Source organism: Micrococcaceae bacterium Sec5.7 (assembly GCA_039636785.1).
Classification (GTDB): Bacteria; Actinomycetota; Actinomycetes; order Actinomycetales; family Micrococcaceae; genus Arthrobacter.
Genome location: CP144169.1, coordinates 2,241,818 through 2,264,549 on the forward strand (window position 1 = coordinate 2,241,818; position 22,732 = coordinate 2,264,549).

Annotated in this window: 18 protein-coding genes and 2 tRNA genes; 6 read left to right on the forward strand and 14 right to left on the reverse strand. The window is 64.1% G+C overall.

Features of this window, described 5'->3' with window-relative positions; translation table 11 throughout:
- Positions 1 to 174 precede the first annotated feature (174 nt).
- The 5 genes from V3C33_10730 to V3C33_10750 form a co-directional block, all read right to left on the reverse strand.
- Positions 175 to 1,197, reverse strand: a complete 1,023-nt coding sequence (locus V3C33_10730; protein XAS65992.1) for a polysaccharide pyruvyl transferase family protein — start codon at positions 1,195 to 1,197, stop codon at positions 175 to 177.
- A 63-nt stretch (positions 1,198 to 1,260) separates the two neighbouring features.
- Entirely contained in the window at positions 1,261 to 2,430 is a 1,170-nt protein-coding gene (locus tag V3C33_10735) for a glycosyltransferase (protein XAS65993.1), read from the reverse strand.
- A complete protein-coding gene (locus tag V3C33_10740) occupies positions 2,427 to 4,178 on the reverse strand; it encodes a glycosyltransferase family 4 protein (protein ID XAS65994.1) in 1,752 nt (583 codons plus the stop codon). The genes V3C33_10735 and V3C33_10740 overlap by 4 nt, the downstream gene beginning before the upstream one ends.
- Before the next feature lie 534 nt (positions 4,179 to 4,712).
- Positions 4,713 to 4,788 (reverse strand) — tRNA-Glu (locus tag V3C33_10745).
- A gap of 129 nt (positions 4,789 to 4,917) precedes the next feature.
- Positions 4,918 to 4,989, reverse strand: a tRNA-Gln gene (locus tag V3C33_10750).
- Positions 4,990 to 5,331: 342 nt separating this feature from the next.
- On the opposite strand from V3C33_10750, the gene V3C33_10755 reads away from it, so the two are divergent.
- Positions 5,332 to 6,849: a hypothetical protein gene (locus V3C33_10755; GenBank protein ID XAS65995.1), complete on the forward strand. Its 1,518-nt coding sequence runs from the start codon at positions 5,332 to 5,334 to the stop codon at positions 6,847 to 6,849.
- Here the strand turns inward: V3C33_10755 and V3C33_10760 are convergent.
- The 4 genes from V3C33_10760 to V3C33_10775 all read right to left on the reverse strand — a co-directional run bounded on the left by V3C33_10760 (position 6,846) and on the right by V3C33_10775 (position 10,851).
- Positions 6,846 to 7,592, reverse strand: coding sequence for an HAD family hydrolase (locus V3C33_10760; GenBank protein ID XAS65996.1), 747 nt, complete (start codon positions 7,590 to 7,592; stop codon positions 6,846 to 6,848). The two genes, V3C33_10755 and V3C33_10760, sit on opposite strands and share 4 nt — an antisense overlap.
- Entirely contained in the window at positions 7,592 to 9,115 is a 1,524-nt protein-coding gene (gltX, locus tag V3C33_10765) for a glutamate--tRNA ligase (GenBank protein ID XAS65997.1), read from the reverse strand. Before gltX ends, V3C33_10760 begins: the two co-directional genes overlap by 1 nt.
- Positions 9,116 to 9,201: 86 nt before the next feature.
- Positions 9,202 to 9,978 carry a fumarylacetoacetate hydrolase family protein gene (locus V3C33_10770; protein ID XAS65998.1) on the reverse strand — a complete coding sequence of 259 codons (777 nt, stop codon included), beginning with the start codon at positions 9,976 to 9,978 and terminating at the stop codon, positions 9,202 to 9,204.
- 48 nt (positions 9,979 to 10,026) lie between these two features.
- Positions 10,027 to 10,851 (reverse strand): MBL fold metallo-hydrolase, encoded by an 825-nt coding sequence (locus V3C33_10775; protein ID XAS65999.1) that lies wholly within the window; start codon positions 10,849 to 10,851, stop codon positions 10,027 to 10,029.
- A gap of 114 nt (positions 10,852 to 10,965) precedes the next feature.
- Here V3C33_10775 and V3C33_10780 point away from each other — a divergent pair, with 114 nt between their 5' ends.
- A complete protein-coding gene (locus tag V3C33_10780; GenBank protein ID XAS66000.1) occupies positions 10,966 to 11,580 on the forward strand; it encodes a hypothetical protein in 615 nt (204 codons plus the stop codon).
- Between the two features lie 24 nt (positions 11,581 to 11,604).
- On the opposite strand, the gene V3C33_10785 is transcribed toward V3C33_10780, so the two are convergent.
- The 3 genes from V3C33_10785 to V3C33_10795 form a co-directional block, all read right to left on the reverse strand.
- Positions 11,605 to 12,270, reverse strand: a complete 666-nt coding sequence (locus tag V3C33_10785; GenBank protein XAS66001.1) for a glycoside hydrolase family 16 protein — start codon at positions 12,268 to 12,270, stop codon at positions 11,605 to 11,607.
- Between the two features lie 305 nt (positions 12,271 to 12,575).
- A complete protein-coding gene (locus V3C33_10790) occupies positions 12,576 to 13,688 on the reverse strand; it encodes a branched-chain amino acid aminotransferase (protein XAS66002.1) in 1,113 nt (370 codons plus the stop codon).
- A gap of 115 nt (positions 13,689 to 13,803) precedes the next feature.
- On the reverse strand, positions 13,804 to 14,856 hold the full coding sequence (locus V3C33_10795; protein XAS66003.1) for a 3-isopropylmalate dehydrogenase: 1,053 nt from the start codon (positions 14,854 to 14,856) through the stop codon (positions 13,804 to 13,806).
- A 128-nt stretch (positions 14,857 to 14,984) separates the two neighbouring features.
- Here V3C33_10795 and V3C33_10800 point away from each other — a divergent pair, with 128 nt between their 5' ends.
- The 4 genes from V3C33_10800 (at position 14,985) to V3C33_10815 (ending at position 20,448) form a co-directional block, all read left to right on the forward strand.
- On the forward strand, positions 14,985 to 16,166 hold the full coding sequence (locus V3C33_10800; protein XAS66004.1) for a histidine kinase: 1,182 nt from the start codon (positions 14,985 to 14,987) through the stop codon (positions 16,164 to 16,166).
- Between the two features lie 3 nt (positions 16,167 to 16,169).
- Entirely contained in the window at positions 16,170 to 16,877 is a 708-nt protein-coding gene (locus tag V3C33_10805; protein ID XAS66005.1) for a response regulator transcription factor, read from the forward strand.
- 110 nt (positions 16,878 to 16,987) lie between these two features.
- Positions 16,988 to 17,764, forward strand: coding sequence for an ABC transporter ATP-binding protein (locus V3C33_10810; GenBank protein XAS66006.1), 777 nt, complete (start codon positions 16,988 to 16,990; stop codon positions 17,762 to 17,764).
- Between the two features lie 2 nt (positions 17,765 to 17,766).
- On the forward strand, positions 17,767 to 20,448 hold the full coding sequence (locus tag V3C33_10815) for an ABC transporter permease (protein XAS66007.1): 2,682 nt from the start codon (positions 17,767 to 17,769) through the stop codon (positions 20,446 to 20,448).
- A 96-nt stretch (positions 20,449 to 20,544) separates the two neighbouring features.
- On the opposite strand, the gene V3C33_10820 is transcribed toward V3C33_10815, so the two are convergent.
- Complete coding sequence (locus V3C33_10820) at positions 20,545 to 21,060, reverse strand: DinB family protein (protein XAS66008.1); 516 nt, start codon at positions 21,058 to 21,060, stop codon at positions 20,545 to 20,547.
- Between the two features lie 109 nt (positions 21,061 to 21,169).
- The gene (gene metG / locus V3C33_10825) at positions 21,170 to 22,729 is read right to left on the reverse strand and encodes a methionine--tRNA ligase (GenBank protein ID XAS66009.1); all 1,560 of its coding nucleotides are present in this window, start codon (positions 22,727 to 22,729) and stop codon (positions 21,170 to 21,172) included.
- Positions 22,730 to 22,732: the final 3 nt, after the last annotated feature.

Here is a 22,732-nt window from a genome sequence, read left to right on the forward strand (position 1 = left end):
ACACCATACACATGTCCACGACCCGTATGGACGCGGGCCGGCATGAGCTGGCGCGGCTGGGAAGCAACAGGATCTCAAGCTGTCACACCCGTTTCTGCAGAACGATGTGAATGGCCTGATGCCCTGAATGGCATGCATTCGCTTGTAACGACGCAGTGCAGCTTCGGCCTGGCTCTATCGACAGCGCTGGATCTCATCAATGACCCCCTGGACATGTAGTAGCTCAGCTTGCGCAGACGAGACCCAGCCCGCCACCTGCGCTCGCCCTGCCTCTGAATCGTTGATCGACTGCAGTGCGTCTTGCAGACTCCACGAATAATCCGGAGCTATTTGAACGAGATGACATGACTCAGCCAAGGAAATCGCCTTTGAGGTCCTGCGGAGGGAAAAGGACGGGACTCCGTGCCGGGCCGCCACAACCAGACCGTGAAACTTAGCGGAATATAGCAGGTCGAGGTCTGCGATGGCGCCGATCATGTGGTCAACCGAATCAATAACCTCAAATGAAACACTTAAATTCAGTGCAAGAAGAAGAGCCCGTTCGGTTGACAACTGCTGGCCCGTTGCCAGCACGAGAATTCGCAAGTATATATTTCCCGCCAAATGCATAACAGTCAGTTCTTCAGCTAACTTTACGTCCGTCTCTGAGCAATCCCTGTTCAGTACGAGACCGATAGTAGGAACCAATATCTCATCATCAGAGTCACGTCTTCTACGTGCAGAAGTCTCGATACCAAATGCCAAATCCGGAACGAGGCGAACGGGCAGAGGCGGATGAAGTTTGGATTCAATCCACTCCTGGCTCCTGGCATCTCGTGCGCTCAATGACAAGATGTTGGCATTCTGGAAAAATTGCCGGAGTCTGGGCACTACATCAGGCCGGCGTTGTCCTGACTCCTCCGCTACTCCGATTCCTGAGATGACCAGGGGTCGGTCAGTCCAGGCCCTGTTCCAGTAGAGCGGAGATATCGCTTCGGTCCGAATCAAATCTCCGCCTCCTATAATCAAGGCGTCAGCGCTGGCCGCCACTTCGGTTGCGGGCCTGGAGAAGTAGGGCTTTGCCAAAAGATCATTAGCTCGAAATGGTGTCCAACGGCTCAACTGGTTCGTCCATAGTTGAAAGAACAATTCGTCGCCAAAGTTACCCCAGCCGAAGAATCCAATCAGCCCAACCTGGTGCGGCAAATCCAGCCCCAAACTTTCACAATGATGTCGATGACACTTTAACAAGGCGAGTTGCATGAAAACGCCACGCCATCGCTACTCCAGCCGGGTCAGCAGGCGTGCGGCGAAATCGCGGCTGACGTCGTCTGGATTGAATCGCGCCATATGTGCGGCTAGGGATTCCTTCACCGAGTAGTCCCCCACCAGATGAGCGGCCGTAGCCATCGCCCGCGCAAAGGCTTCCGGCGAGCTGTCTTCCACGAACGCGGTCGATCTCTCGTCGAGGCCCTCGCGGAATGTTGGAGTATCGGCGGCAACGACGGGCAAGTCGAATGTGCCAAAGAGTAGAGCGGCCCCGCTGTTGAGCGTCCGCTCGTAGTTTACGAGTCCAATATCAGCGGCCCGAAGAAAGTATTGCGCCTTATCGCTCGGGATTTTATTGCTTTCGACTAGTACGTGCGGGTGAACAAGAGCACGGTTCACAAATTCCGCTACTTCCCGGGTCCCGTCTGCCCCGCCAGCTACCAGCACTCGGAAACGGAGGTCCGGCGATTGCCGAGACAGCGCATCTACTGCGTTCAGCAGGCGGTCCAGCCCTTTATATGTTTTGAGCGCTCCGAAGAGAAGGAAGACCACTTCGTCCGGGCCCAATCCCAACATTGCACGGGCCTCTTCCCGTGTTACGACATCCACGTAGGCACCCTTGTAGCTCGGGTGGGGCGCCACAACCACTTTGTTTGGGTCCAGGTTGACGTATCCCTCCATGGCACCGATGGTGCTCTTGGACATCACGTGGACAACATTGGCTGCGTCGGCGACAAGTTGCTGGATCTCAAGTTCAAGGTCAATATGCACAGCATCATGCGGGTATACGTTGTGGACTGTCCATACGACGTTTACACCCTTGTTCCGCAGTTGCTCCAATCGTCCGGCCATGCCGATACCCAGCAGACGGGCGCGGCTTTCATCCGGTTCACCAAACGTCATCCACGAGTTCCAGTGCAAGTGGAGCGACGTGGTCTCCGCCATTTTCTGAAAATCCAGGAGGCCACGAAACTGGTCCGGTTTCAAGATTGGTGCCACGGCTATGCCGCTCTCAGGAAAACTCCGGTATAGCAGCGACTGGTACGGATTCATACGGGCGACAGGCGTGTAACCGAGGAGATGGGGGCGGCTTTCACCGCCGGCCAGGGCCGAGTAGGCCGCCAGCAATTCCGTGGCCGGTGACTGCGGGCTTGCCTTAAAGGAACGGTACTCGATTTTCACTTCGTTGCATCCTCTTCGAACAATTTTCCGAATTCTTCAACATACCGTTCACCGTTACTGCCCCAGGTTCGGGATGTGGTGACCCAATCAAGTCCGGCCGAGGCCATCCGCATGCATTCCTCCGGGTCATCGAAAAGCCGCATCAGTAGCGAAGCCAGAGCGCCTGCGTCGCCGGCGGGAAACGTCGTGCCGCGCTCAGGCGGGGCTACGATTTCGGTAAGCGCAGGCAGGTCACTTACCACGATCGGTTTCCGAAGAGCCATCGCTTCGAATGGCTTGAGCGGAGTCACATAGGTTGCGGCCCGTTCAGGAATCCGTGGCACTACGAATATGTCAATCAATGAGTAATAGTCCGGGATGTCGTTATGGTCGACTGAGCCGGTGAAGACCACGCGGTCGGAGATGCCGAGACCAGCCGCCATCGCGACAAGGGCGTCCTTCCGCGGACCACTACCAACAAGGACGCATCGGGCCTGCGATCCCGCGTCCTTTAGAATTTTGCAGGCTTCGATCAGGGTTTCCTGCGACTCACGATAGTGATCCATATTCGACACATACCCAAAAGTCGGAAAATCCTGCAAGCCGTGTTTGGACGCCAGCGCCTGGGACCGATCCCGTGGAGTGAATGCAATAGTGTCCACGGCATTGGGAATAATTCCGATCTTGTCGGCCGGGATCCCCCTTGAGATGAGCTCATCTTTCATCGCCTGCCCGATGGTGAGCACCCGGTCTGCGCGGTTCATGCACATCTCTTCGACCCACATCCTCCGGGAAAAGGTCTCTCCAGTGGATTCCCACTCGACGTCACTTGTCCAGTTCGCTTCAAAGAATGACCGGACCTCATATACGAACGGAAGCCCAGTCTTCTCCTGCAAGGCCAACCCCACGAGGGCGGTCTCGTAGCCCCTCCGGCCTGAACTGGCGTGTATGGCAGCCGGGCGATGCTTCACAACCTCTTCGTAGGCCAGCTGAGCAAACATTTGAAGGAAATCGTCAACTGGCATGCCGGCGTAGTCGATATCGCCGACGTCGAGCCGAACGTGGGGAATTCCGTCCACCTGTTCGGTCCGGGGAAACGATTTCCCAACAAGACCTCGCGGGAATCCCGGTTCCGTGACTACGACGGGATCCAAGCCTGACTGCGCCTCAGCCACGAAGTTGCGTTGACTGCGCGAAGTAAATCCGTTTGAAAGGTAGGGACGGCTTTCTTTCACCAGATGCAAGATACGGCCCTGCACCGGATTGTCAATCGGAACCTTCAGACCAGGAATTTTGGGTGTCCAGCCTGACATCTCCCGAAAACGCCCCTCAAGTTTCCTGATTCCTGCAGCGTTGATCCTGGGGTCCTGACGAGCCACCTCGTGTGTAAGAAGTAGGGCGTCGCTAACCTCACCGCGTTTGATCTGAAGGTCCCTTAGGGCACGCACGAAACCGACATCCTTCGAAAGTCTGTTCCGGATTGCACTGGCCCAAACGAATGCGTTGTCGTATTTCTTTTCCGCCAAGTAGTGCGTGATCGAATTCAGTCCGCCGAAACGGGATGTCAATTGGACAACGAGCCCTTCGAGGGAATGCGGCCTGTCGCTCCCAGACTCGCGATTGATATTTTCCAGAAGGCTCGACATGGCAGAAACGTTGGACTTGTGTAGCCGCAGAAGCCGAGAAATGTCTGCATGGGCGCGGTCAAGCTCTCCCATTGCGAGATCCAACATCTCTTTGTCCGACAATTTGCGCGAGTGAAGATTCATTTTAATAACGCCCTCTGCCCTTCTGAAACTAGGCTTAAAATAAGATAGTCCGTCGCTTCGGAAAAATCGGCCGGACACTAATCGTAGTTGTGCGTGCCATATTGCGGCCTGACGGTTTCTTCGCCAGATCCAAAACAGTCAGTCACAGGCCAAACCAGGCTCAAGCTTCCGAGACGTTCTCGGCACATTTATCGCCTGGGGCGCCTTCTGGCTCATGTCATCTTCCAGGAGCGGCGGCACTTCTTGCAATGCGAGTCCAAGCGCGCACTTGCACCGTGCTCGACTGGACTCAAAACCAATCAAGATATCCCCTAGTTACACCTCTATCCGGTCAGGCCGAGCCCACCGCTTAGTCTATTGCCGGGAGCTTCCAGGCAAAAATTTTCACCGAAAGCTACAGCTTTGAGTCGACCGGGCCCCTCATCGAATGGACGCGGTGTCGCAGGAGTCGATCACGGTTCATCTGGTGGGACACCTGAAAAATGGGCAAAAGAAATACCCCGATCTGAAGACCGGGGTATTTCCCATGCACTTTGGTGACCCCAGCGGGATTCGAACCCGCGTTACCGCCGTGAGAGGGCAGCGTACTAGGCCGCTATACGATGGGGCCGCGTACTCTCCAACCGACATCACTGCCGATCAAGCTAAGTGATTATTTCACACACTCAGCAAGTGTTTCAAACTCGCAAAGCCAATCTGAAACGCCTGAGATTCAGCGGAATCCGCGGATTTCTCAGAGCTGGGATACCAGGACTCGAACCTAGAATGACGGTACCAGAAACCGTAGTGTTGCCAATTACACCATATCCCAATGAAACTTTCGGGCCGGATCCCCGGGTCAAAACCCGCTCTCCGAGCGCCTCAGCACGAGTAATTACTTTACCCGAGAGTTCTGACTGGCACAAATCGGCACCGGTGACGCTCCGGGCAGCGCGCGTACCCCTCGGTCGGATGGGGCGACGGCACGAAAACCTGGGAAACCCTTGCCAATCCGGTCCGGATAAGTTTACTCTCGGTAAGTTACCAATCAGTAACAACAATTCCCCAATGGTTCAGGGGCAGCTGCACGGCCGGTTTCGGATGTTAGCTGCATCACATGCCAGGGGCCAGGCATCGGAACCGCTGCCTGGGAGGTCGTCGAGAGGATCCATCTGTGACACAGAGTCGTGCCGCCGTAGCCATCAAGAACAGAACGAGGCCCCAGCAGATAGCCATCGCAGTGCTGGCCCTGCTGCTCATAGCGCTGCTCGCGTTTTACACCCTGGTCACCGGGCGGATCGTCGACGGCTCCGCCCGTCTTAACGAAGGCGCCGGCCAGGCGTCCGCCGGTGCGGACCAGCTCAAGGACGGTGCAGGGAGGCTAGCCACCGGGGCGGTCGCAGCCGACGCCGGCGCCGGAAAGCTCTCCGAGGGCGCCAAGAAGGTCTTCGCTGGCATCAGCAACAAGCTCGCCCCTGGTGCGGACAAGCTGCAGGCCGGCGCCGACAAGCTCTCCACCGGAGCGGTCAAGATCGAGACAGACGTCAACAACAAGCTCGCTCCGGGCGTCTACCAGGTGGACGACGGCGCGCAGAAGCTTGCCGCCGGCGCCGTGCAGTTGTCCGCAGCCCTGACACCCACGGCATCCGGAAACGCAGAGAACAACCTGGCCGACGGCGCCACACAGCTCAATGCAGGTGCCACCCAGCTCAACTCGGGAGCGGGCCAGCTGAATGCGGGTGCTGCCCAGCTGGATAACGGAGCCGCCCGATTGAACACGGGAGCCACAGCCCTGGCATCCGGAACAGACAGGCTCAAGGGATACCAGGGAGCCAACAATGACCCGGCGGCGGGTACCGGCACAGCCGCACTGGCGCAGGGCCTGCAGGCTCTCGCGGATGCGGCCAGCGGAGCGGGCGGGCTGATCCCCCTTGGCGTGCTCAAGGACAAGATCAATGCGCTGAACAAGGGGGCACACGATCTTGATGCCGGGGCCGGCCAGCTCCAGGCGGGTGCGGGCCAGCTGCAGGCGGGTACCGGGCGCCTTCAGACGGGTGCGGAACAGCTGCACACCGGCGCCGCCCAGCTGCAGAACGGCACGGGCCGGCTTGCTGACGGCACCGCCAAACTGACTGCAGGATTCGCCACTCTGGGTGAAAAACTCAACAGCCAGGATCCGAACACCCCCGGCGTGGTCCTTGGCACACAGCTCCTGGCCGCCGGTACATCCAAGATCCGGGTGGGGATGGACGGCGTTCCGGGAGACCCTGAGCATCCGGGCCTGGTGGCGGCCACCGCAAGCATGACCGAGGGAAGCTCCCGGCTGGCGGCGGGGACGCTGACCCTCAACGCAGGAATCAAGGGCGATCCCTCCGATCCTGCCAATCCCGGGCTGCTCACGGGTACACAGACGTTGGCTGCCGGCGCATCGGACCTCTCCGCGGGCAACACCAAACTGGCTTCAGGGTCGGCTCGGCTGGCCACGGGCGCTGACAAACTGGCCGACGGAAACTCCCGGATAGCAGACGGCACGGACACGCTATTTTCCAGCGCCTCAGCAGTGTCCCCGGCGAATATGCTGGGCAAGAGCGACGCCGGAGCCGCGATGGGGCTGGTGGGTGTGCTTGGACTCGGATCAGTGGGCGCCTTCATGGCGCTGCGCCGGAAGCGTCCGGCCGCAGAAGGCGTCTAAGCCGACGCCGGCAGCCAGGCAAGCAGCTGCGTCAGGGAGCCGATCTCGGGCCCGTCAAAGCCCGGGACGGTCTCCCCCGCACGGTTGAGCCAGACTCCCAGCAGCCCCGCCGCCGTCGAGCCTTCCGCGTCAAGCATCCTATTGTCGCCGACAAACAGCGTGTCCGCGGCGCTGGTGCCGAGCAGCCGGACGCCCTCCAGATAAATAGCGGGATCGGGTTTGGGAACGCCCACGGTATCCGTGCCCACAAGGCGGCTGATCCTCCCCAGACCGGCGCTGTCCAGCTTCACCCGCTGGTAGTCATGGACATTGTTGCTGACGGCGCCGTAGGGAAGACCCGCGGCGTCGAGGGCATCCAGCAGCGGGGCGACGTCGTCGAACGCCCGGACGTAGCTGGGCTGCAGGCGGGCATACGAGGTCAGCCAGCCGTGTGCATCCTCCCCGTCGCCGAGGTCGACACCAAAATGCCCCAGCGCCGCACGTCCGCGGAGCAGCCGCTGCTCATTGAACGTCAGCTCACCGGCAATATAGCGGTCGTAGTAGTGGGTGGTCTCGTGCGTGAAGATCCGGCCGAACTTCTCCCACCCGGCCGGGTCAAGGCCGGGCAGGAGGTGTTCGCTCACATCCCGGAGCGCCGTGGTCATGGCGTACTCGAGGTCCACCAGGGTGTCGTCAATGTCGAACAGGACACCGCGGACCGTGCGACTGCCCGGGACGTCCTTCGGTTCTGCCGGCCGTTCCATCAGCCGCGGAAAGCGCGGAGGCGGTGCAGCGAGGATTCCTTGCCCAGGATCACCATGGATTCGAACAGCGGCGGGGAGATCCGGCGGCCGGAAATTGCCGTGCGGACCGGCCCGAACGCGAGCCGCGGCTTGATGCCGAGGTCCTCCACGAGGGCCTGCTTCAGGGCTGTCTGGATGTTCTCCGGGGCCCAGTCCCCAACAGGTTCCAGCGCAGCCAGTGCGGCGTCCAGCACTTCAGTGAGGTTCTCCGGCAGTCCCTTGCGGGCATCGTCGGCAACATCGATGGCGCCGTCGTTCTTGAACAGGAACGCGAGCATTTCGGGTGCTTCGCCCAGCAGCGTGATGCGTTCCTGTACCAGCGGCGCGGCCTCCGTGAGGATTTCCTCCTGGCGGTCAGTGAGGATCTCCCCCACCAGCTCCGCGGCGCGCAGGTACGGCACCAGCCGCTCGCGGAAGTCCTCCGGGGCCAGCAGGCGGACGTGCGTGCCGTTGATGGCCTCGGCCTTCTTGATGTCGAAGCGTGCCGGATTGCCCAGGACGTCGTGGATATCGAAGTGCTCCACGAGCTGCGCCACCGTGAAAATGTCCTCGTCGGCGCTCAGTGACCAGCCCAGCAGGGACAGGTAGTTCAGCAGGCCTTCGGGGATGAAGCCGCGCTCCCGGTGCAGGAACAGGCTGGACTCGGGATCGCGCTTGGACAGCTTCTTGTTTCCCTGGCCCATCACGTACGGCAGGTGGCCGAACTCGGGCATGTACTCGGCAACGCCCACCGCATGGAGGGCACGGTACAGCGCAATCTGGCGGGGCGTGGAACTGAGCAGGTCCTCGCCGCGCAGCACATGGGTAATGCCCATCAGCGCGTCGTCCACGGGGTTCACAAGCGTGTAGAGCGGGGCACCGTTTGCGCGGACCACGGCAAAGTCCGGAACAGAGCCTGCCTTGAAGGTGATCTCGCCGCGGACCAGATCCTTGAAGGTCAGGTCCTCGTCCGGCATCCGCAGGCGCAGCACCGCGGCGCGGCCTTCGGCCTTGAACTGGGCAAGCTGCTCCTCCGTGAGGTGGCGGTCAAAACCGTCGTAACCCAGCTTTGGGTCCCTGCCTGCTGCCTTGTGGCGCGCCTCGATCTCGTCCGGCCTGGAGTAGGACTCGTAGACGTGGCCGCCGGCCTTGAGCCTGGCGATGACGTCCTGGTAAAGCTCGCCGCGCTGCGACTGGCGGTACGGCTCGTGCGGGCCGCCCACCTCCACGCCTTCGTCCCAGTCGATGCCGAGCCACTTCAGCGCGTCCAGCAGCTGGTGGTAGCTCTCCTCGCTGTCACGTTCCGCGTCCGTGTCCTCAATGCGGAAGATCAGCTTGCCGCCGGTGTGGCGTGCGTACGCCCAGTTGAAGAGGGCGGTGCGGATCAAGCCGACGTGCGGCGTACCCGTGGGCGACGGGCAGAAACGCACCCGGACCGGCGTATCGGCAGTGACGGCAGGAATGGCAGCGTTGGAGGCAGCAAGCGGCTCAGAAGCAATAGTCATAGTGGCTCCAACTTTACCGCCTGCCGCCCGCCGAAAAATCAAAGGCATATGGATTTCAGCGTGCGGCAGGCGGCGTGGACCGCAGCCTAGCGGCGGACTACCGGGTTGGACAGACGGCCGATGCCCTCGACCTCGATCTCGTAGCGGTCCCCCGCCTGGACGACGTCGACGCCGGCCGGGGTACCCGTCATGATGACATCGCCGGGCAGGAGGGTGAAGGCACGGGAAACGATGGAGACGAGTTCGCGGACGCCGCGCACCATCTGGTTGGTGCTGCCGTCCTGGCGGAGCTCGCCGTTCAGCCAGCCCTTGATGTACAGGTCGTCCGGGTCCAGCTCGGTCTCGATCCACGGCCCGAGCGGCGCCGAGGTGTCAAAGCCCTTGGCACGGGCCCACTGGAGGTCGGTCTGCTGGACGTCGCGGGCCGTGAGGTCGTTGCCGCAGGTGTAGCCGAAGATGACCTCGTCAACGCGCTCCTCCGGGACGTCCTTGCAGATGCGGCCAATGACGACGCACAGTTCGGCTTCGTAGGAGACTTCCTCGGAGAACTCCGGCAGGATGATCGGATCGTTGGGGCCAATGACTGACGTGTTCGGCTTCAGGAACAGCAGCGGCTGCGGCGGAACCTCGTTGCCGAGCTCGTGGGCGTGCTCCACGAAGTTGCGGCCCACCCCGATCACCTTGCTGCGCGGAATGATGGGGGCCAGCAGCCGCACGTCCTCCAGCTTGTGCCGGACGGCGGTGCGCTCCACGCCGTGGAAGAACGGGTCACCGTTGATGACAGTGATTTCCTCGCTGCCTGGCTCGCCTTCAACAATGCCATAGAGGGGATCAGAATCGACTACAAACCGGGCGATACGCATGGTTCCAAGCCTACAGTCTCCGGCCGTGGCGCCTGCAGCCGTGGGAGGTCAGCGGCGGTCATATTCCGTCCGCAGGTACTCCAGCTGCGCCGCCACCGAAATTTCCGCTGCACGCCGCACGGCCGGATCGACATCTGCATACACGGCGTCCGCTACCTCCTGCACACCGGCGTCCCGGCCCAGAGTACGCAGCGCTGCACGGATCTGGGCCAGCCGGTCCCGGCGGTGGGCCCGGTAGGCGCGGGCCACGGCGTCCAGATGCGGGCGCACGGCCCCGTGCGCGGGAAGGACGGTGGCTCCGCCCAGCCGTTCGAGCAGGTCCAGCGAGGCAAGGTAGTCCCCCAGCTTCCCGTCGGGGAAGTCCAGCATGGTGGTGCCGCGGCCCAGAATTGTGTCCCCCGTCAGGACAGAGCCGGCCGGGGTACCGGAGCGGTCAGCGCCGTCCTCCGGCAGGTGGAAACACACCGAATCGGAGGTGTGGCCCGGGGTGGCGATGACGCGGATCTGCACGCCGGCGGCGTGGATGGTCTCGTCGCCCTCCAGCGCCGGTCCGCCATGGCAGTGCCGCGGGTCTGCTGCCCGGACGGGGGCGCCCGTGATCTCGTGGAGCCGGGCGGACCCGGCCGTGTGGTCCGCGTGCCGGTGGGTGATGAGAATCAGCTCCACGGTTCCGGCAGCGGCAAGCTCCTGCAGATGCTGCTCGTCCGGCGGCCCCGGATCCACCACGACGCAGCGGCCCCGGCCAGCCGCGTCCGGCACACCAATGAGGTACGAATTGGTTCCGTCCAGGCTCATGGGCCCGGGGTTCGGGGCGAGCCGGTACCGGGTCAGGGATGAGCTGCGGAGAATGGCGGGGCCGGCTGGAGTACTCACCGGACAATCTTCGCACCCGCAGCCGGATCCCCGCAGGCGGAATAAGCAGCGGCCCTCGCGCGGTTGATGGGACATAACGGCCACCGACCAGATCCACACGACAGGACCCCACCCATGACTGAAGCGCCGAACACCATCACCCTGCAGCAACTCCTGCACGAGGCAGACGCCGCCGGCCACGACCATGCCACGGCAGACCAAGGCAACGGTCTCCTGCACGTCCACAACCACGCCACGGGTGCCGTGGTTTGGTTCCCCACCTGGCACAAGAACCGCGAAACCGTTGAGTGGGATACCGGTGTGAAGGAACTCGGTACACAGCTGGATATTGCAGCCGCAGGCTCCGGTGAATCTGTTGCGGATGCCGCTTCGGCGCTCCTGTCCGTGCGGCTGGCAGCATTGCTTGAAGCAGCAGCCGCAGCCCCGGATTCGAGCGTTTTTGTCCAGGAAAAACTGACCCGCCATCTGACGGACACCTGGACGCTGGGCGACGCCTACGCGCTCAAATCCGGCGCCGGGCTGCCGTCCGGCACTCCCGCTGCCGTGTTCTCGGACTACCCCTACGACGTGTACGGCCAGGACGGCGGAAACTTCGCCACGGCCCTGTGGAACGATCTGATCGATGCCCGGCGCAACCGCGCCATCGAGGAAGAGGCGGCCCGCAAGGCGCTCAAGCCGGTGTCCCGGAAAGCGCTCAAGAACGCTGCACGCAAAGCCGCCAAGCGCTGAGGACCAAGAGTGGTGGCCGGAGCGTCAGTTGTAGACACGCACCCAGTCAATTTGCATCTGCGACGGTACGGTGGCGGTCCCGTTCGGGAACCAGTCCAGCTGCAGCGTCTGGTGCATCCCCACCTGGGGAAGATGTGCCGGGTTCGTGTCCGTGAACCATGTGGTGCCGTCGATGTAGCCGGTGATCCCGGCCGGCGTCCATTGCACCGCGTAGTTGTGCCATTGCGTGGCGTCGATCGTCCGTGCCGCCGTGGTCTGGAAGTTAGCGCCGGTGCACGCGTAGTGGAGGTGGAATTTCATCTTTGTGGTATCCCCGCTGCCCTCCGCGTAATCGACTTCGGCGCAGTTCGGCGACGTGTTGTTATTCGGCCAGAGGATCACGACAGGGTGGTATTTCGGATCCCGCGGGCTTGTCCTCATACGGGTTTCCCAGCGGCCATACTGTCGCTGGGCGAATCTGGCTGACATTCCGCCGGTGGTGCCTGCTGAGTCGCCCCTGACTGTTGCGGCACCGTTGGCTACGTTCCAGGCCTGTGGGCTGCGGATCCCATGGCCCGCGTGTCCGGGTCCGTTGTAGACCTTCCATTTCGTGGGATCGGGGGCTCCAGTGTAGGAGAACTCGTCCCCGGCAATTACAGGCCCCCACCCATGGACTGTTGCAGCCTGGGTGCCGTCCGTGCTCGTGGTCACCGCTGATGCCACTTCCGTCGCAGGTGCGAGGCCGGACCAAGTCAAACTCAATGCACTTGCCCCGATTACGGCCGCTAACTTCTGCATTAACATCATGACGTCTCCTTGGGCGAAGATGGCGGTCAGGTTCCTCGGATGTCAGTACCATACTCAGGCACCTGACCGTCTTCAAGAGGCCGCGGTGACTCAGAGAAAACCTCCGCGCAGCCGGATACTTTGCTTTAGCTTAAAGTACGACGGCGGGTGGCCGGCAATGAGAGTTGCCGGCCACCCGCCGTCGTGCTTAACGCGGGCTGAATTCAGAATTACGCCAGGCGGGTCAGCCAGCCATGCGTGTCCGGAACGGTGCCGGTCTGGATGCCGAGCAGCCGCTCACGGATGGCCATGGTGGTTTCGCCGGCCTTCGCATCCTCGGAACCGATGAACTCCGTGGTGTCCTTGAGGACGCCGATGGGGGTGATGACGGCGGCGGTACCGCAGGCAAAGACCTCCGCAATCTCGCCGGAGGCAACGCCGTCGCGCCATTCATCCAGGGTGATCTTGCGCTCGGTGACCCCACGGCCCATGTCCCTGGCCACCTGCATGACGGAGGAGCGCGTGACGCCTTCCAGGATGGTGCCGGAGAGCGACGGGGTGACCAGCGAGCCGTCCTTCATCACAAAGAACACATTCATGCCGCCGAGTTCTTCCACGGCGTTGTCGTTGAACTGGTCCAGGAAGAGCACCTGCTTGCAGCCGTTGGCCTCGGCCTCCATCTGGGCGATCAGGGACGCAGCGTAGTTGCCGCCGCACTTGGCGGCACCGGTGCCGCCGCGGCCGGCGCGGGCGTATTGGCGGGAGATCCAGATGGACACGGGCTTGAGCTCGCCCCCGAAGTAGTTGCCGGCCGGCGAGGCGATCACCCGGAAGGACACCTCACGGGCGGCACGGACCCCCAGGAACGCCTCCGTGGCGATCATGAACGGGCGGAGATACAGGGCCTCACCGTCGCCGGCCGGAACCCAGTCCTTGTCCGCGGACACCAGTTCGCGGATGGCCCCGAGGAAGTACTCGGCGGGGATTTCCGGAAGCGCCAGGCGCCGGGCGGACTTGTTCATGCGGGCAGCGTTGGCTTCCGGGCGGAAGGTCCAGATGGAGCCGTCCGCGTGCCGGTAGGCCTTCAGGCCCTCAAAGATCTCCTGGCCGTAGTGCAGCACGGCGGCCGAGGGATCCAGTGAAATGGGGCCGTACGCTTCAACGCGTGCATCATGCCAGCCGCCCTGGCCGCTCTCATCGACACTGAAGTCGACGATGGCGGTGTGGTCGGTGAAGTAGTTGCCAAAGCCCGGGTTCTCCAGGATGGCTGCACGCTCTTCAGCTGACTTCGGGGTTGCCGAGGGCTGCTGGGTGAATTCGACGCCATGGGCAGTCTGAGTCATGGTTCCTCCACGGTCGGCTGCCTGGTGTGTGAACGTGGTTCAGCGTCGGACCACGGCAGCATTTTGGTGATTCAAAACAAGCTTACGCCCGAAGCACGTCCCTCGAGATCAGTCCCTAAAGAGCGGCCGCAATGGCATCGCCCACCGCGCTGGTGCTGCGCGCGCCGCCGTCGCGGTTTTCGACGTCGGCGATCACCGCGGTTTCGATCCGCCGGGCCGCCTCGGTGTAGCCGAGGTGGTCCAGCAGCAGCGCTGCGGACAGGATTGCCGCCGTCGGATCCGCCTTCTGCTGGCCCGCGATATCCGGTGCGGAACCATGGACAGGCTCGAACATGGACGGGGCCGTGCGGTCCATGTTGATGTTGCCCGATGCCGCAAGCCCGATGCCGCCGGTGATGGCGGCGGCGAGGTCTGTGAGGATGTCGCCGAAGAGGTTGTCCGTGACGATCACGTCGAAGCGCGAGGGGTCGGTGACCATGAAGATGGTGGCTGCATCGATGTGCAGGTAGTCGTGGCTGACCTCGGGGAACTCCTTCGCCACGGCTTCAACGGTGCGCTTCCACAGGTGGCCGGCGAACACCAGGACGTTGTGCTTGTGCACCAGCGTGAGGTGTTTGCGGGGCCGTTCGCTGGCGCGGCGGAAGGCATCGCGCACCACACGCTCCACCCCGTGGGCTGTGTTGAGCGAGACTTCCGTGGCCACTTCATGGCGTGTGCCGCCGCGCAGGGTGCCGCCGTTTCCCACATAGGGGCCCTCGGTCCCTTCGCGGACCACAATGAAATCAATGACACCGGGGTTGGCCAGCGGGCTGCCCACGCCGCCGTACAGGCGGGACGGGCGCAGGTTGACGAAGTGGTCCAGGCTGAAGCGGAGTTTGAGCAGCATCTCGCGCTCGATGATGCCGGACGGGATCCGGGTATCACCGGGAGCAGCGCCGACGGCGCCGAACAGGATGGCGTCCCGGGTGCGCAGATCAGCCAGCACCTCGTCAGGAAGGGTCTCGCCGGTCTCAAGCCAGTGCTGGGCGCCGAGCTTGTAGTGGGTCTGTTCCAGGGTGACGCCGCGGTCAGCCAGCACCTTTTCCAGGATCTTCAGGGCTTCGGCGATGACCTCGGGTCCAATGCCGTCGCCGGGGATGACGGCGAGGTTAATCGTGGATGCGCTCATGCTTTCAGCGTAGCCAAGGAATCCACATGCTGGTCAAGTTGTCTCATTATCCGAACACTTCACGTGAGCCCTGGAAGTCAGCCCACGGCATGATGCCCTTCAACCCGGGCACGAACTAGAGTTTCACCGTGGACAGACGGCATGCGCTATACACCTGGTTCAGGAACAACCCGTTCAAAGTGGACCTCGTGGCCATGTGCTTACTCCTGGTCCTGTTCGGACCGGTGTACCTGTATGCCGGCCGGCCCGGGTTGTTTTTTGTATCCTGCGGGCTCCTGCTCCCCCTGGCCTGGCGCCGCACCCGTCCGGTATATGCGGCCGCAGTGATCACCGCCGTGTGCCTGCTCCAGTGGGCGTTTGCGCTGGACCCTGTTGCCGGACAGCTTGCCGTACCCCTGGTCATCTACGCCGTTGCGGCCTACGGCCCGGCGTGGGCGAGCCGCACCGTACTGGTCCTGGGCCTGGTGGGCGGCATCATGCTCACCACCCGCAACTACAGCGGCACCACGGCAACCGGGGTGCTGGGCCTGACCATCGGCGCCCTGTATACGGTGCTGATCTGGATGCTGGTGCTCTTCAGCTGGACCCTGGGCGACCTCACCCGCGTGCGGCGCCTGCAGCTTCAGGCACTCGAGGACCGGACACGGCGCCTGGAAGTCGAACATCAGCAGGAGAGATCGCTCGCCGCGGCCGACGAACGGTCACACATTGCCCGCGAAATGCACGACATCGTGGCGCACTCCCTGTCCGTGATCATCACCCAGGCCGACGGCGCGCGGTACGCCGCCGCCGCCAACCCGGCGGTGGCGACGGAAACGCTCGCCACCATTGCCGCCACAGGGCGGAGTTCGCTCAGCGAGATGCGGCGCCTGCTGGGCGTTTTACGGCGCGATGACCAGGCCTCGACGCGGCCCCTGCCGGGCCTCGACGATCTGGACGAGCTCTTTCTGGGTTTCCGGGCCTCCGGTCTCCAGCTCCGCTTCGAACAGACCGGCACCGCCAGGCGGACGCTTCCGGCCGGCGCCGAACTCACCGCCTACCGGATGTTCCAGGAGGCTCTCACCAATGTACTCAAGCACGCGGGCCCCAAAGCGCGGGCAACGGCGTCGCTGACGTGGGAGCTCCGCGGCCTCCGGCTGGACGTGCACGACGACGGACGGGGAGCCTCCGCTGATGCCTCACCCGGCGGGGGCAACGGGCTGCGCGGCATGCGCGAGCGGATCAGCCTCTACGATGGTTCCTTGGCGGCCGGCCCGGCCGCCGGCGGAGGCTTCCACGTCTCCGCCTTCATCCCCTACACGGAGGCCTGAGCAATGTCCGGAGAACCCATCCGAGTGGCCCTGGTTGATGACCAGCGCCTGGTCCGTTCCGGCTTCGGGATGCTCATCAACTCCCAGCCGGACCTGGAGGTGGTGGTTGAAGCCGGAAACGGGATCGAGGCCATCCGGTCCCTCAACGCCACCGCCGCCGACGTCGTCCTGATGGATGTCCGGATGCCCGGCATGGACGGGATCGAGGCAACCCGCCGGCTGCTGGAGCAGGCTGCCGCGGCCCCGGCCGGCTCGCGCCGAGCTGACATCAAGATTGTTGTCCTGACCACGTTTGATCTGGACGAATATGCCCTCGCCGCCATCCAGGCCGGAGCCAGCGGGTTCCTCCTCAAGGACGCGCCGCCGGAAGAGCTGCTGGAGGCGATCCGGACGGTGCACCGCGGCGATGCCGTCATCGCTCCGTCCACCACCAAGAGACTGCTGGAACACGTTGCACCGCTGCTGCGCACGCCGGGGCCGGAACAGGCGGAGCACAGCGCCGCCGTCGAACGTCTCACAGCCCGCGAGCGCGAAGTGTTTGAGCTGATTGCCCAGGGGCAGTCGAATCCGGAGATTGCGGCCGGGCTGTTCCTGTCCGAAGCCACGGTCAAGACGCATGTGGGGCACATTCTGGCGAAGCTGGGAGCCCGGGACCGGGTGCGGATTGTGGTCATCGCCTATGAGACCGGAGTGGTGACGCCCGGGTTCTGACGGTGATCTCCGGTGTGGCAGCGTTCTCAGCCCCCGGTATGAGAGCAGCCCCGGGAGAACCAGCCCCAGGCTGGATCCGGGCGGCACCCCCGCCCCCATAGCGTGGAAACATGACAACTTCCGTGCAACTCCCCCACCCCGCCGGCGAGGACCGCCCCGCCGGTGACGCCGCCGTCGAGGCCTTCTCACTCTCCAAGGGCTACGGCCGTGCCGAAACCCGGGTGACAGCCCTCCGGGACGTCAGCGTGAGCTTCGAATCCGGCCGCTTCACCGCCATCATGGGCCCTTCCGGCTCCGGTAAATCCACCCTGATGCACTGCCTGGCCGGGCTGGACACCGCCGATTCCGGCCGGATTGTGGTGGGCGGAACGGACATCACCGCGCTGAACGACAAACAGCTCACCATCCTGCGCCGCGAGCGCGTCGGCTTTGTGTTCCAGGCCTTCAATCTGGTTCCCACACTGACGGCCGAACAGAACATCACGCTTCCGCTGGCATTGTCCGGCACCAGAACCGATACCGCCTGGCTGGACTATGTGGTGACCACACTCGGGCTGCAGGACCGGCTCTCCCACCGCCCGCACGAACTGTCCGGCGGCCAGCAGCAGCGGGTGGCCGTGGCGCGCGCCCTCCTGACCCGGCCGGATGTGATCTTCGGCGACGAGCCCACCGGCAACCTCGATTCCAAGGCCGGCGGGGAAGTCCTGGCGCTGCTCCGGCGCAGCAGCCAGGAAATGGGCCAGACCATCATCATGGTCACCCACGACCCCGTTGCCGCCAGCTATGCGGACCGGGTGGTGCTGATGAGCGACGGCAACCTGGTGGGCGAAATCCGGGACCCTACCACCGAGTCGGTACTCAGCGCCCTCGGCAAGCCGGGGGCCTGAGCATGCTGCGCGTTGCATTGTCCCAGCTCAACACCCACGCCAGGCGGTTCATCGCCGTTGGCCTGGCGGTCATGCTCTCCGTTGCCTTCCTGTCCACCACGCTGATGTTGGGGGCCAGCACCCAGGCTTCCCTCGGGGCGAGCGTTGGCGAGGCATACAGCAAGGCCGATCTCGTCGCCACGCCGGGCACGGACCCGCTGGGCCAGGCGGCATTCGCCGCCGTGTCGTCGTCGCAGGGTGTTGCCCAGGCCTACGCCCAGCAGTCCGCCTTCGCCGGTTTCACCGTCCGCGGCGAGCAGATCCACGGCCAGGTGCGGAACCTCGCGCCCGAGGCCCTGGAGCCGTCCAAACTTGCGAGCGGCCGATACCCGGCCACCGCCAGCGAGGTGGCCGTGGACGTGAACACAGCCACGCGCTACGGCCTGGCAGCCGGCAATAAGCTGACACTCACCACCGGCGACGGCGCCACAACCGTTGCGATGACCGTCTCCGGACTGCTCCGGCCCAGCAACGATCCCTTCGCCGCCGCACTGCCGCAGCTGCTCGCGCAGACGCCGGCCGTCAGTGCGCTGGCGTCCGGTGCGCTGGTGGCCGGGCCGCCGGTATCCGGGGCATCCGGTCCGGGCTCCCCCGGGTTCGACAGCATCCAGGTGTCCCTGGCCCGGGGCACAGACGCGGGCCAGGCGAAGGCAGCACTCGACGGAACACTGCACACGGCAGGTGCCAGCGACGCCGTGGTGCGCACAGCGACCGAGCAGGTCACCCACCAGGTGGCCCAGATGGGCTCCGGCAAGGATGAGCTGACGCTGATTCTGCTGGCCTTCGCGGCAGTGGCCCTGGTGGTGTCTGCCCTGGTGGTCAGCAACACCTTCTCTGTCCTGGTGGCCCAGCGCACCCGTGAGCTCGCCCTCCTCCGGTGCCTGGGCGCCGGGCGGTCCCAGATCCGTGCCTCTGTCCTGGCGGAGGCCCTTATTGTGGGCCTGGTTTCCTCTGTACTCGGGGTGCTGGCCGGAACGGGGCTGATGACCGCGCTGATCGGCTGGGCCCGGGCCCATCCCGACATGACGTTCGCCACCGTGGCCATACCGCCGTCGGCAATAATCGCCGGGCTGGTTGTGGGGACCCTCCTGACCGTTGTTGCCGCCCTGGTTCCGGCACGCGCAGCCACAGCGGTTGCGCCGCTCGCTGCGCTGCGTCCTGCCGACGACGCAACCGTCGGCAACTCCAGGGGGCGGGTCCGTCTGGTCCTTGGCCTGCTGGCCCTGGGGCTGGGTGCCGGGGTGCTGGTGCCCGGGGCCATGGCAAACCAGCTGCCGTTCGCCTTTGCCGGCGGGGCGCTGTCCTTTGTGGGGGTGCTGCTCTGCGCCACCCTGTTTGTGCCGCGCCTCGTGGCGCTCGCCGGCAAACTGGCGGCGCCGGCCGGAGTGCCTGGCAGGCTCGCTGCCGTCAATGCCATCCGCAACCCGGCGCGCACGTCAGTTACAGCCGCGGCACTGCTGATCGGCGTCACGCTGGTGGCGCTGATGATGACAGGAGCTGCCACCTCCAGGCTCGCCTTCGACCAGCTGCTCGCGCAGAACTACCCGGTGGACGTGGCCGTCTCCGCTGCATCCGGCGGGACGTCCCGCGGGGCCTCCGCCGGGACAACTGACGGGAAGACTGACGGGGCGACGGGCGCGTCCCCCCTGACCGCAGCCCAGCGGGATGCGGTGCGGGCGCTCGACGGCGTTGCTGCCGCAGCCCTGCTGCCGGCAGCGGGAACCGTCAGCCTCGGCGGCCAGGATACGCCCGTTTACTCGCTCGCTGCGGGCGAGGCGGCGTCCGTGCTGCGGGACAAAACCCTGCGGCCGGAGCCCGGGAAGATCTACCTCCCCGAGGATTCACCGGAGACGGAGGCTACCGTCACTTCCGCAGCGGGCAGCAAGGAGCTGGCCCCAGTGGTGCTCAAGACCCGGAACATGCCTCCGCTGATCGAAAGCAGTTCGGCGGAGGCCCTGAATCCGGCGGCCCAGCAGGCGGGCCGGCAGGCGGGCCGGCAGGCGGGCCGGCAGGGCAGCGCCCTCTGGATCAAGCTGGACGATGGCCTGTCCGGCGATCAGGTCCGCGGCATCCAGAAAGCCGTGGCCGGTGCGCTGTCGGTTCCGGAGGCTTCCGTGAGCGGGGCTGCGATCGAAAGGGCCACGTTCAACCAGATCATCGACGTTCTCCTGCTGGTGGTGACCGGTCTGCTCGGGGTGGCCGTGGTGATTGCGCTGATCGGGGTGGCCAACACGCTGTCGCTCTCAGTACTTGAGCGCACCCGCGAGAACTCCCTGTTGCGGGCGTTGGGACTGACACGGGGCCAGCTGCGGGGCATGCTGGCCATAGAGGCTGTGCTGGTGGCCGGCGTGGCAGCCGTTCTGGGCTCCGTCCTGGGGATCACCTACGGCTGGCTCGGCGCGAAGTCTGCGCTTGGAAGTCTGGCCGACGTAGCCCCCGCCGTGCCCTGGCTCCAGCTGCTGGGGGTCTTCGGTGTAGCCGTTATCGCGGGGCTTCTGGCCTCGGTGATGCCCGCCCGGCGCCTGCGCGGTGGAGTCCGGTGGAGGGCCTCGCCACCGCCTGACCGAACGCACCCTGGCCTGGCCTTCCGCAGGCTAACACAAATGCCCCCTCAGCTTTCGGGAGAAGGCCGAGGGAGCATTTGAAGCGGCGGTGTGAGATTCCGACCTAGTTGCCGGTGCGGGGCGCTGCGAAGGCTGTCGGAGTGTCTGTACCCGTAAAAACTAAGCTTGCATACTCCACTAACCGTGCGCGTGCGCAGGGTTCAAGCCCTTGGCGTACGCGGACTGCCCCACGTGCTGGAGGCAATCGGCAATAGTGCTGACCAGTCGCACCCCGAGAGTGACCGGCGGGTCCCAGCGGTTGTCCACGATGCGGTCGAAGTCCTCGTCGCCGAGGGTTTTCAGAGACTCCACGGTCTGCCGGTGAACGGCGTCGTAGTATTCGAGCAGCAGCTCCGGCGGGGCCTGCACCGCGTCGACCTTACCGGTCGAATGGCCGTAGCCGGTGTCCCGTTCGGGCAGCGGCAGGTCGAAACGGCCGGCAAACCCCTGCGAGGTCCAGACCTGTTCGAGGCCGGCGGCGGAGGCGAGCTGCGCGTCCTCTACCCGGCTGAGGTGCCAGATCAGCCACGCAATCGAGTTTCCGTTGCCCGCGGGCCGACGGACCAGAGCCTCGTCGTCGACCCCTTCAAGAGTGGCGGCCGCGGTGTCACGGATCCGGCCGAAGGCATCCAGCAGCAGTTCGTTGGATTTCATCGAGTCCCCTCACGGTGCATTTTCGCTGAGCCCCCATGCTTGCATGGAAGCCGCACCACCGGATAGGGCCCGAAACATCTCACCTGGCACCGAATCTCACAGGAGGTGATCAGGCGTCGGCGGGTTCCTCATACTTGGGGAACACGGGGGCGGGTGCGGGCAGCACCGTTCCCGCAACAACCGGCGTCGGGATTGCCGCAAACTGACGGGCTTCACCTTCCGGCTGGCCGAGTGTCTCCAGCAGCGCGGCGGACGCGGTGGGCATCACCGGCTGCGCCAGGATGGCGACAATCCGCACGACCTCCAGGGTCACGTAAAGCACCGTGTTCATGCGCTCGACGTCGGTCTTCCGCAGCACCCAAGGGGCCTGCTCCGCGAAGTAGGCGTTGGTGTCCCCCAGCACGCCCCAGATCGCTTCGAGGGCGCGGCTGAATTCCTGCTTCTCGAACGCCGCGCGTGAGAGCTCCAGCAGGCCGTTTGCCTGGGCCAGCAGCGCGGTGTCCCCGGATGTGAACCCACCAGGGGCAGGCACACGGCCCTCGCAGTTCTTCGCCACCATGGAGAGTGAACGCTGCGCCAGGTTTCCGAAGTTGTTGGCGAGATCCGAGTTCATCCGGCCCACGATTGCCTCGTGGTTGTAGCTGCCGTCGGCGCCGAACGGCACTTCACGCAGGAAGAAGAAGCGCACCTGGTCCAGGCCGTACTGTGCCACGAAGTCCGCCGGCGCCACCACGTTGCCGAGCGACTTGGACATCTTGACGCCGTTGTTGGTCAGGAAGCCGTGGATCATGACCCGCCTGGGCAGCTCCAGGCCGGCGCTCATCAGGAAGGCGGGCCAGTAGATGGCGTGGAAGCGGGAAATGTCCTTGCCGATCACATGGACGTCCGCAGGCCAGTACTTCTTAAAGGACTCGGACTCGACGTCAGGGAAGCCGGTGCCGGTGAGGTAGTTGGTGAGGGCATCCACCCACACGTACATCACGTGGTTTTCGTCGCCCGGGACCGGAACACCCCACTTGAAGGTGGTGCGGCTGATGGACAGATCCTCCAGGCCGCGTTTGACGAAGCTGATGACCTCGTTGAAGCGGGACTGCGGGGCACCGAATTCCGGCTGTGCCTCATAGAGTGCCAGCAGTTTGTCCTGGTAGGCCGACAGCTTGAAGAAGTAGCTTTCTTCCGTCGTCCAGGTCACCTCGGTATCCGATTCGCGGGAGTACCGGACGCCGTCCTCCTTCAGCACCGTGTCATCCTCGACGTAGTAGGCCTCGTCACGGACGGAGTACCAGCCCTCGTACTTTGACAGGTAGATGTCGCCGTTGGCTTCCATCCTCTTCCAGATGGCCTGGGAAGCTGCGTAGTGGTCCGCATCCGTGGTGCGGATGAAACGGTCAAAGGAGATGCCCAGATCCTGATCCATCTGCTTGAACTCGGCGGCATTGCGGTCCGCCAGTTCCTTGGCCGTGAGGCCTTCCTTTTCAGCCGACTGCTGCATCTTCAGCCCGTGCTCATCGGTGCCGCGCATGAAGAACACATCGTAACCATCGAGACGTTTGAAGCGCGCCATGGCATCAGCGGCGATCCCCTCGTACGCGTGGCCGATATGCGGCAGGCCGTTGGGGTAGCTGATGGCCGTGGTGATGTAGAACGGGGGCTTTTCTGAAGAAGTCACTGG

Excerpts from the sequence above, each read along its gene's own strand:
- V3C33_10770 (XAS65998.1), bottom strand. The coding sequence starts at position 9,978 with ATGCGTATCGCCCGGTTTGTAGTCGATTCTGATCCCCTCTATGGCATT.
- V3C33_10795 (XAS66003.1), bottom strand. The coding sequence starts at position 14,856 with ATGAGCGCATCCACGATTAACCTCGCCGTCATCCCCGGCGACGGCATT.
- V3C33_10815 (XAS66007.1), top strand. The coding sequence starts at position 17,767 with ATGCTGCGCGTTGCATTGTCCCAGCTCAACACCCACGCCAGGCGGTTC.
- V3C33_10810 (XAS66006.1), top strand. The coding sequence starts at position 16,988 with ATGACAACTTCCGTGCAACTCCCCCACCCCGCCGGCGAGGACCGCCCC.
- gltX (XAS65997.1), bottom strand. The coding sequence starts at position 9,115 with ATGACTATTGCTTCTGAGCCGCTTGCTGCCTCCAACGCTGCCATTCCT.
- V3C33_10780 (XAS66000.1), top strand. The coding sequence starts at position 10,966 with ATGACTGAAGCGCCGAACACCATCACCCTGCAGCAACTCCTGCACGAG.
- V3C33_10790 (XAS66002.1), bottom strand. The coding sequence starts at position 13,688 with ATGACTCAGACTGCCCATGGCGTCGAATTCACCCAGCAGCCCTCGGCA.
- V3C33_10760 (XAS65996.1), bottom strand. The coding sequence starts at position 7,592 with ATGGAACGGCCGGCAGAACCGAAGGACGTCCCGGGCAGTCGCACGGTC.
- V3C33_10820 (XAS66008.1), bottom strand. The coding sequence starts at position 21,060 with ATGAAATCCAACGAACTGCTGCTGGATGCCTTCGGCCGGATCCGTGAC.
- V3C33_10805 (XAS66005.1), top strand. The coding sequence starts at position 16,170 with ATGTCCGGAGAACCCATCCGAGTGGCCCTGGTTGATGACCAGCGCCTG.
- V3C33_10740 (XAS65994.1), bottom strand. The coding sequence starts at position 4,178 with ATGAATCTTCACTCGCGCAAATTGTCGGACAAAGAGATGTTGGATCTC.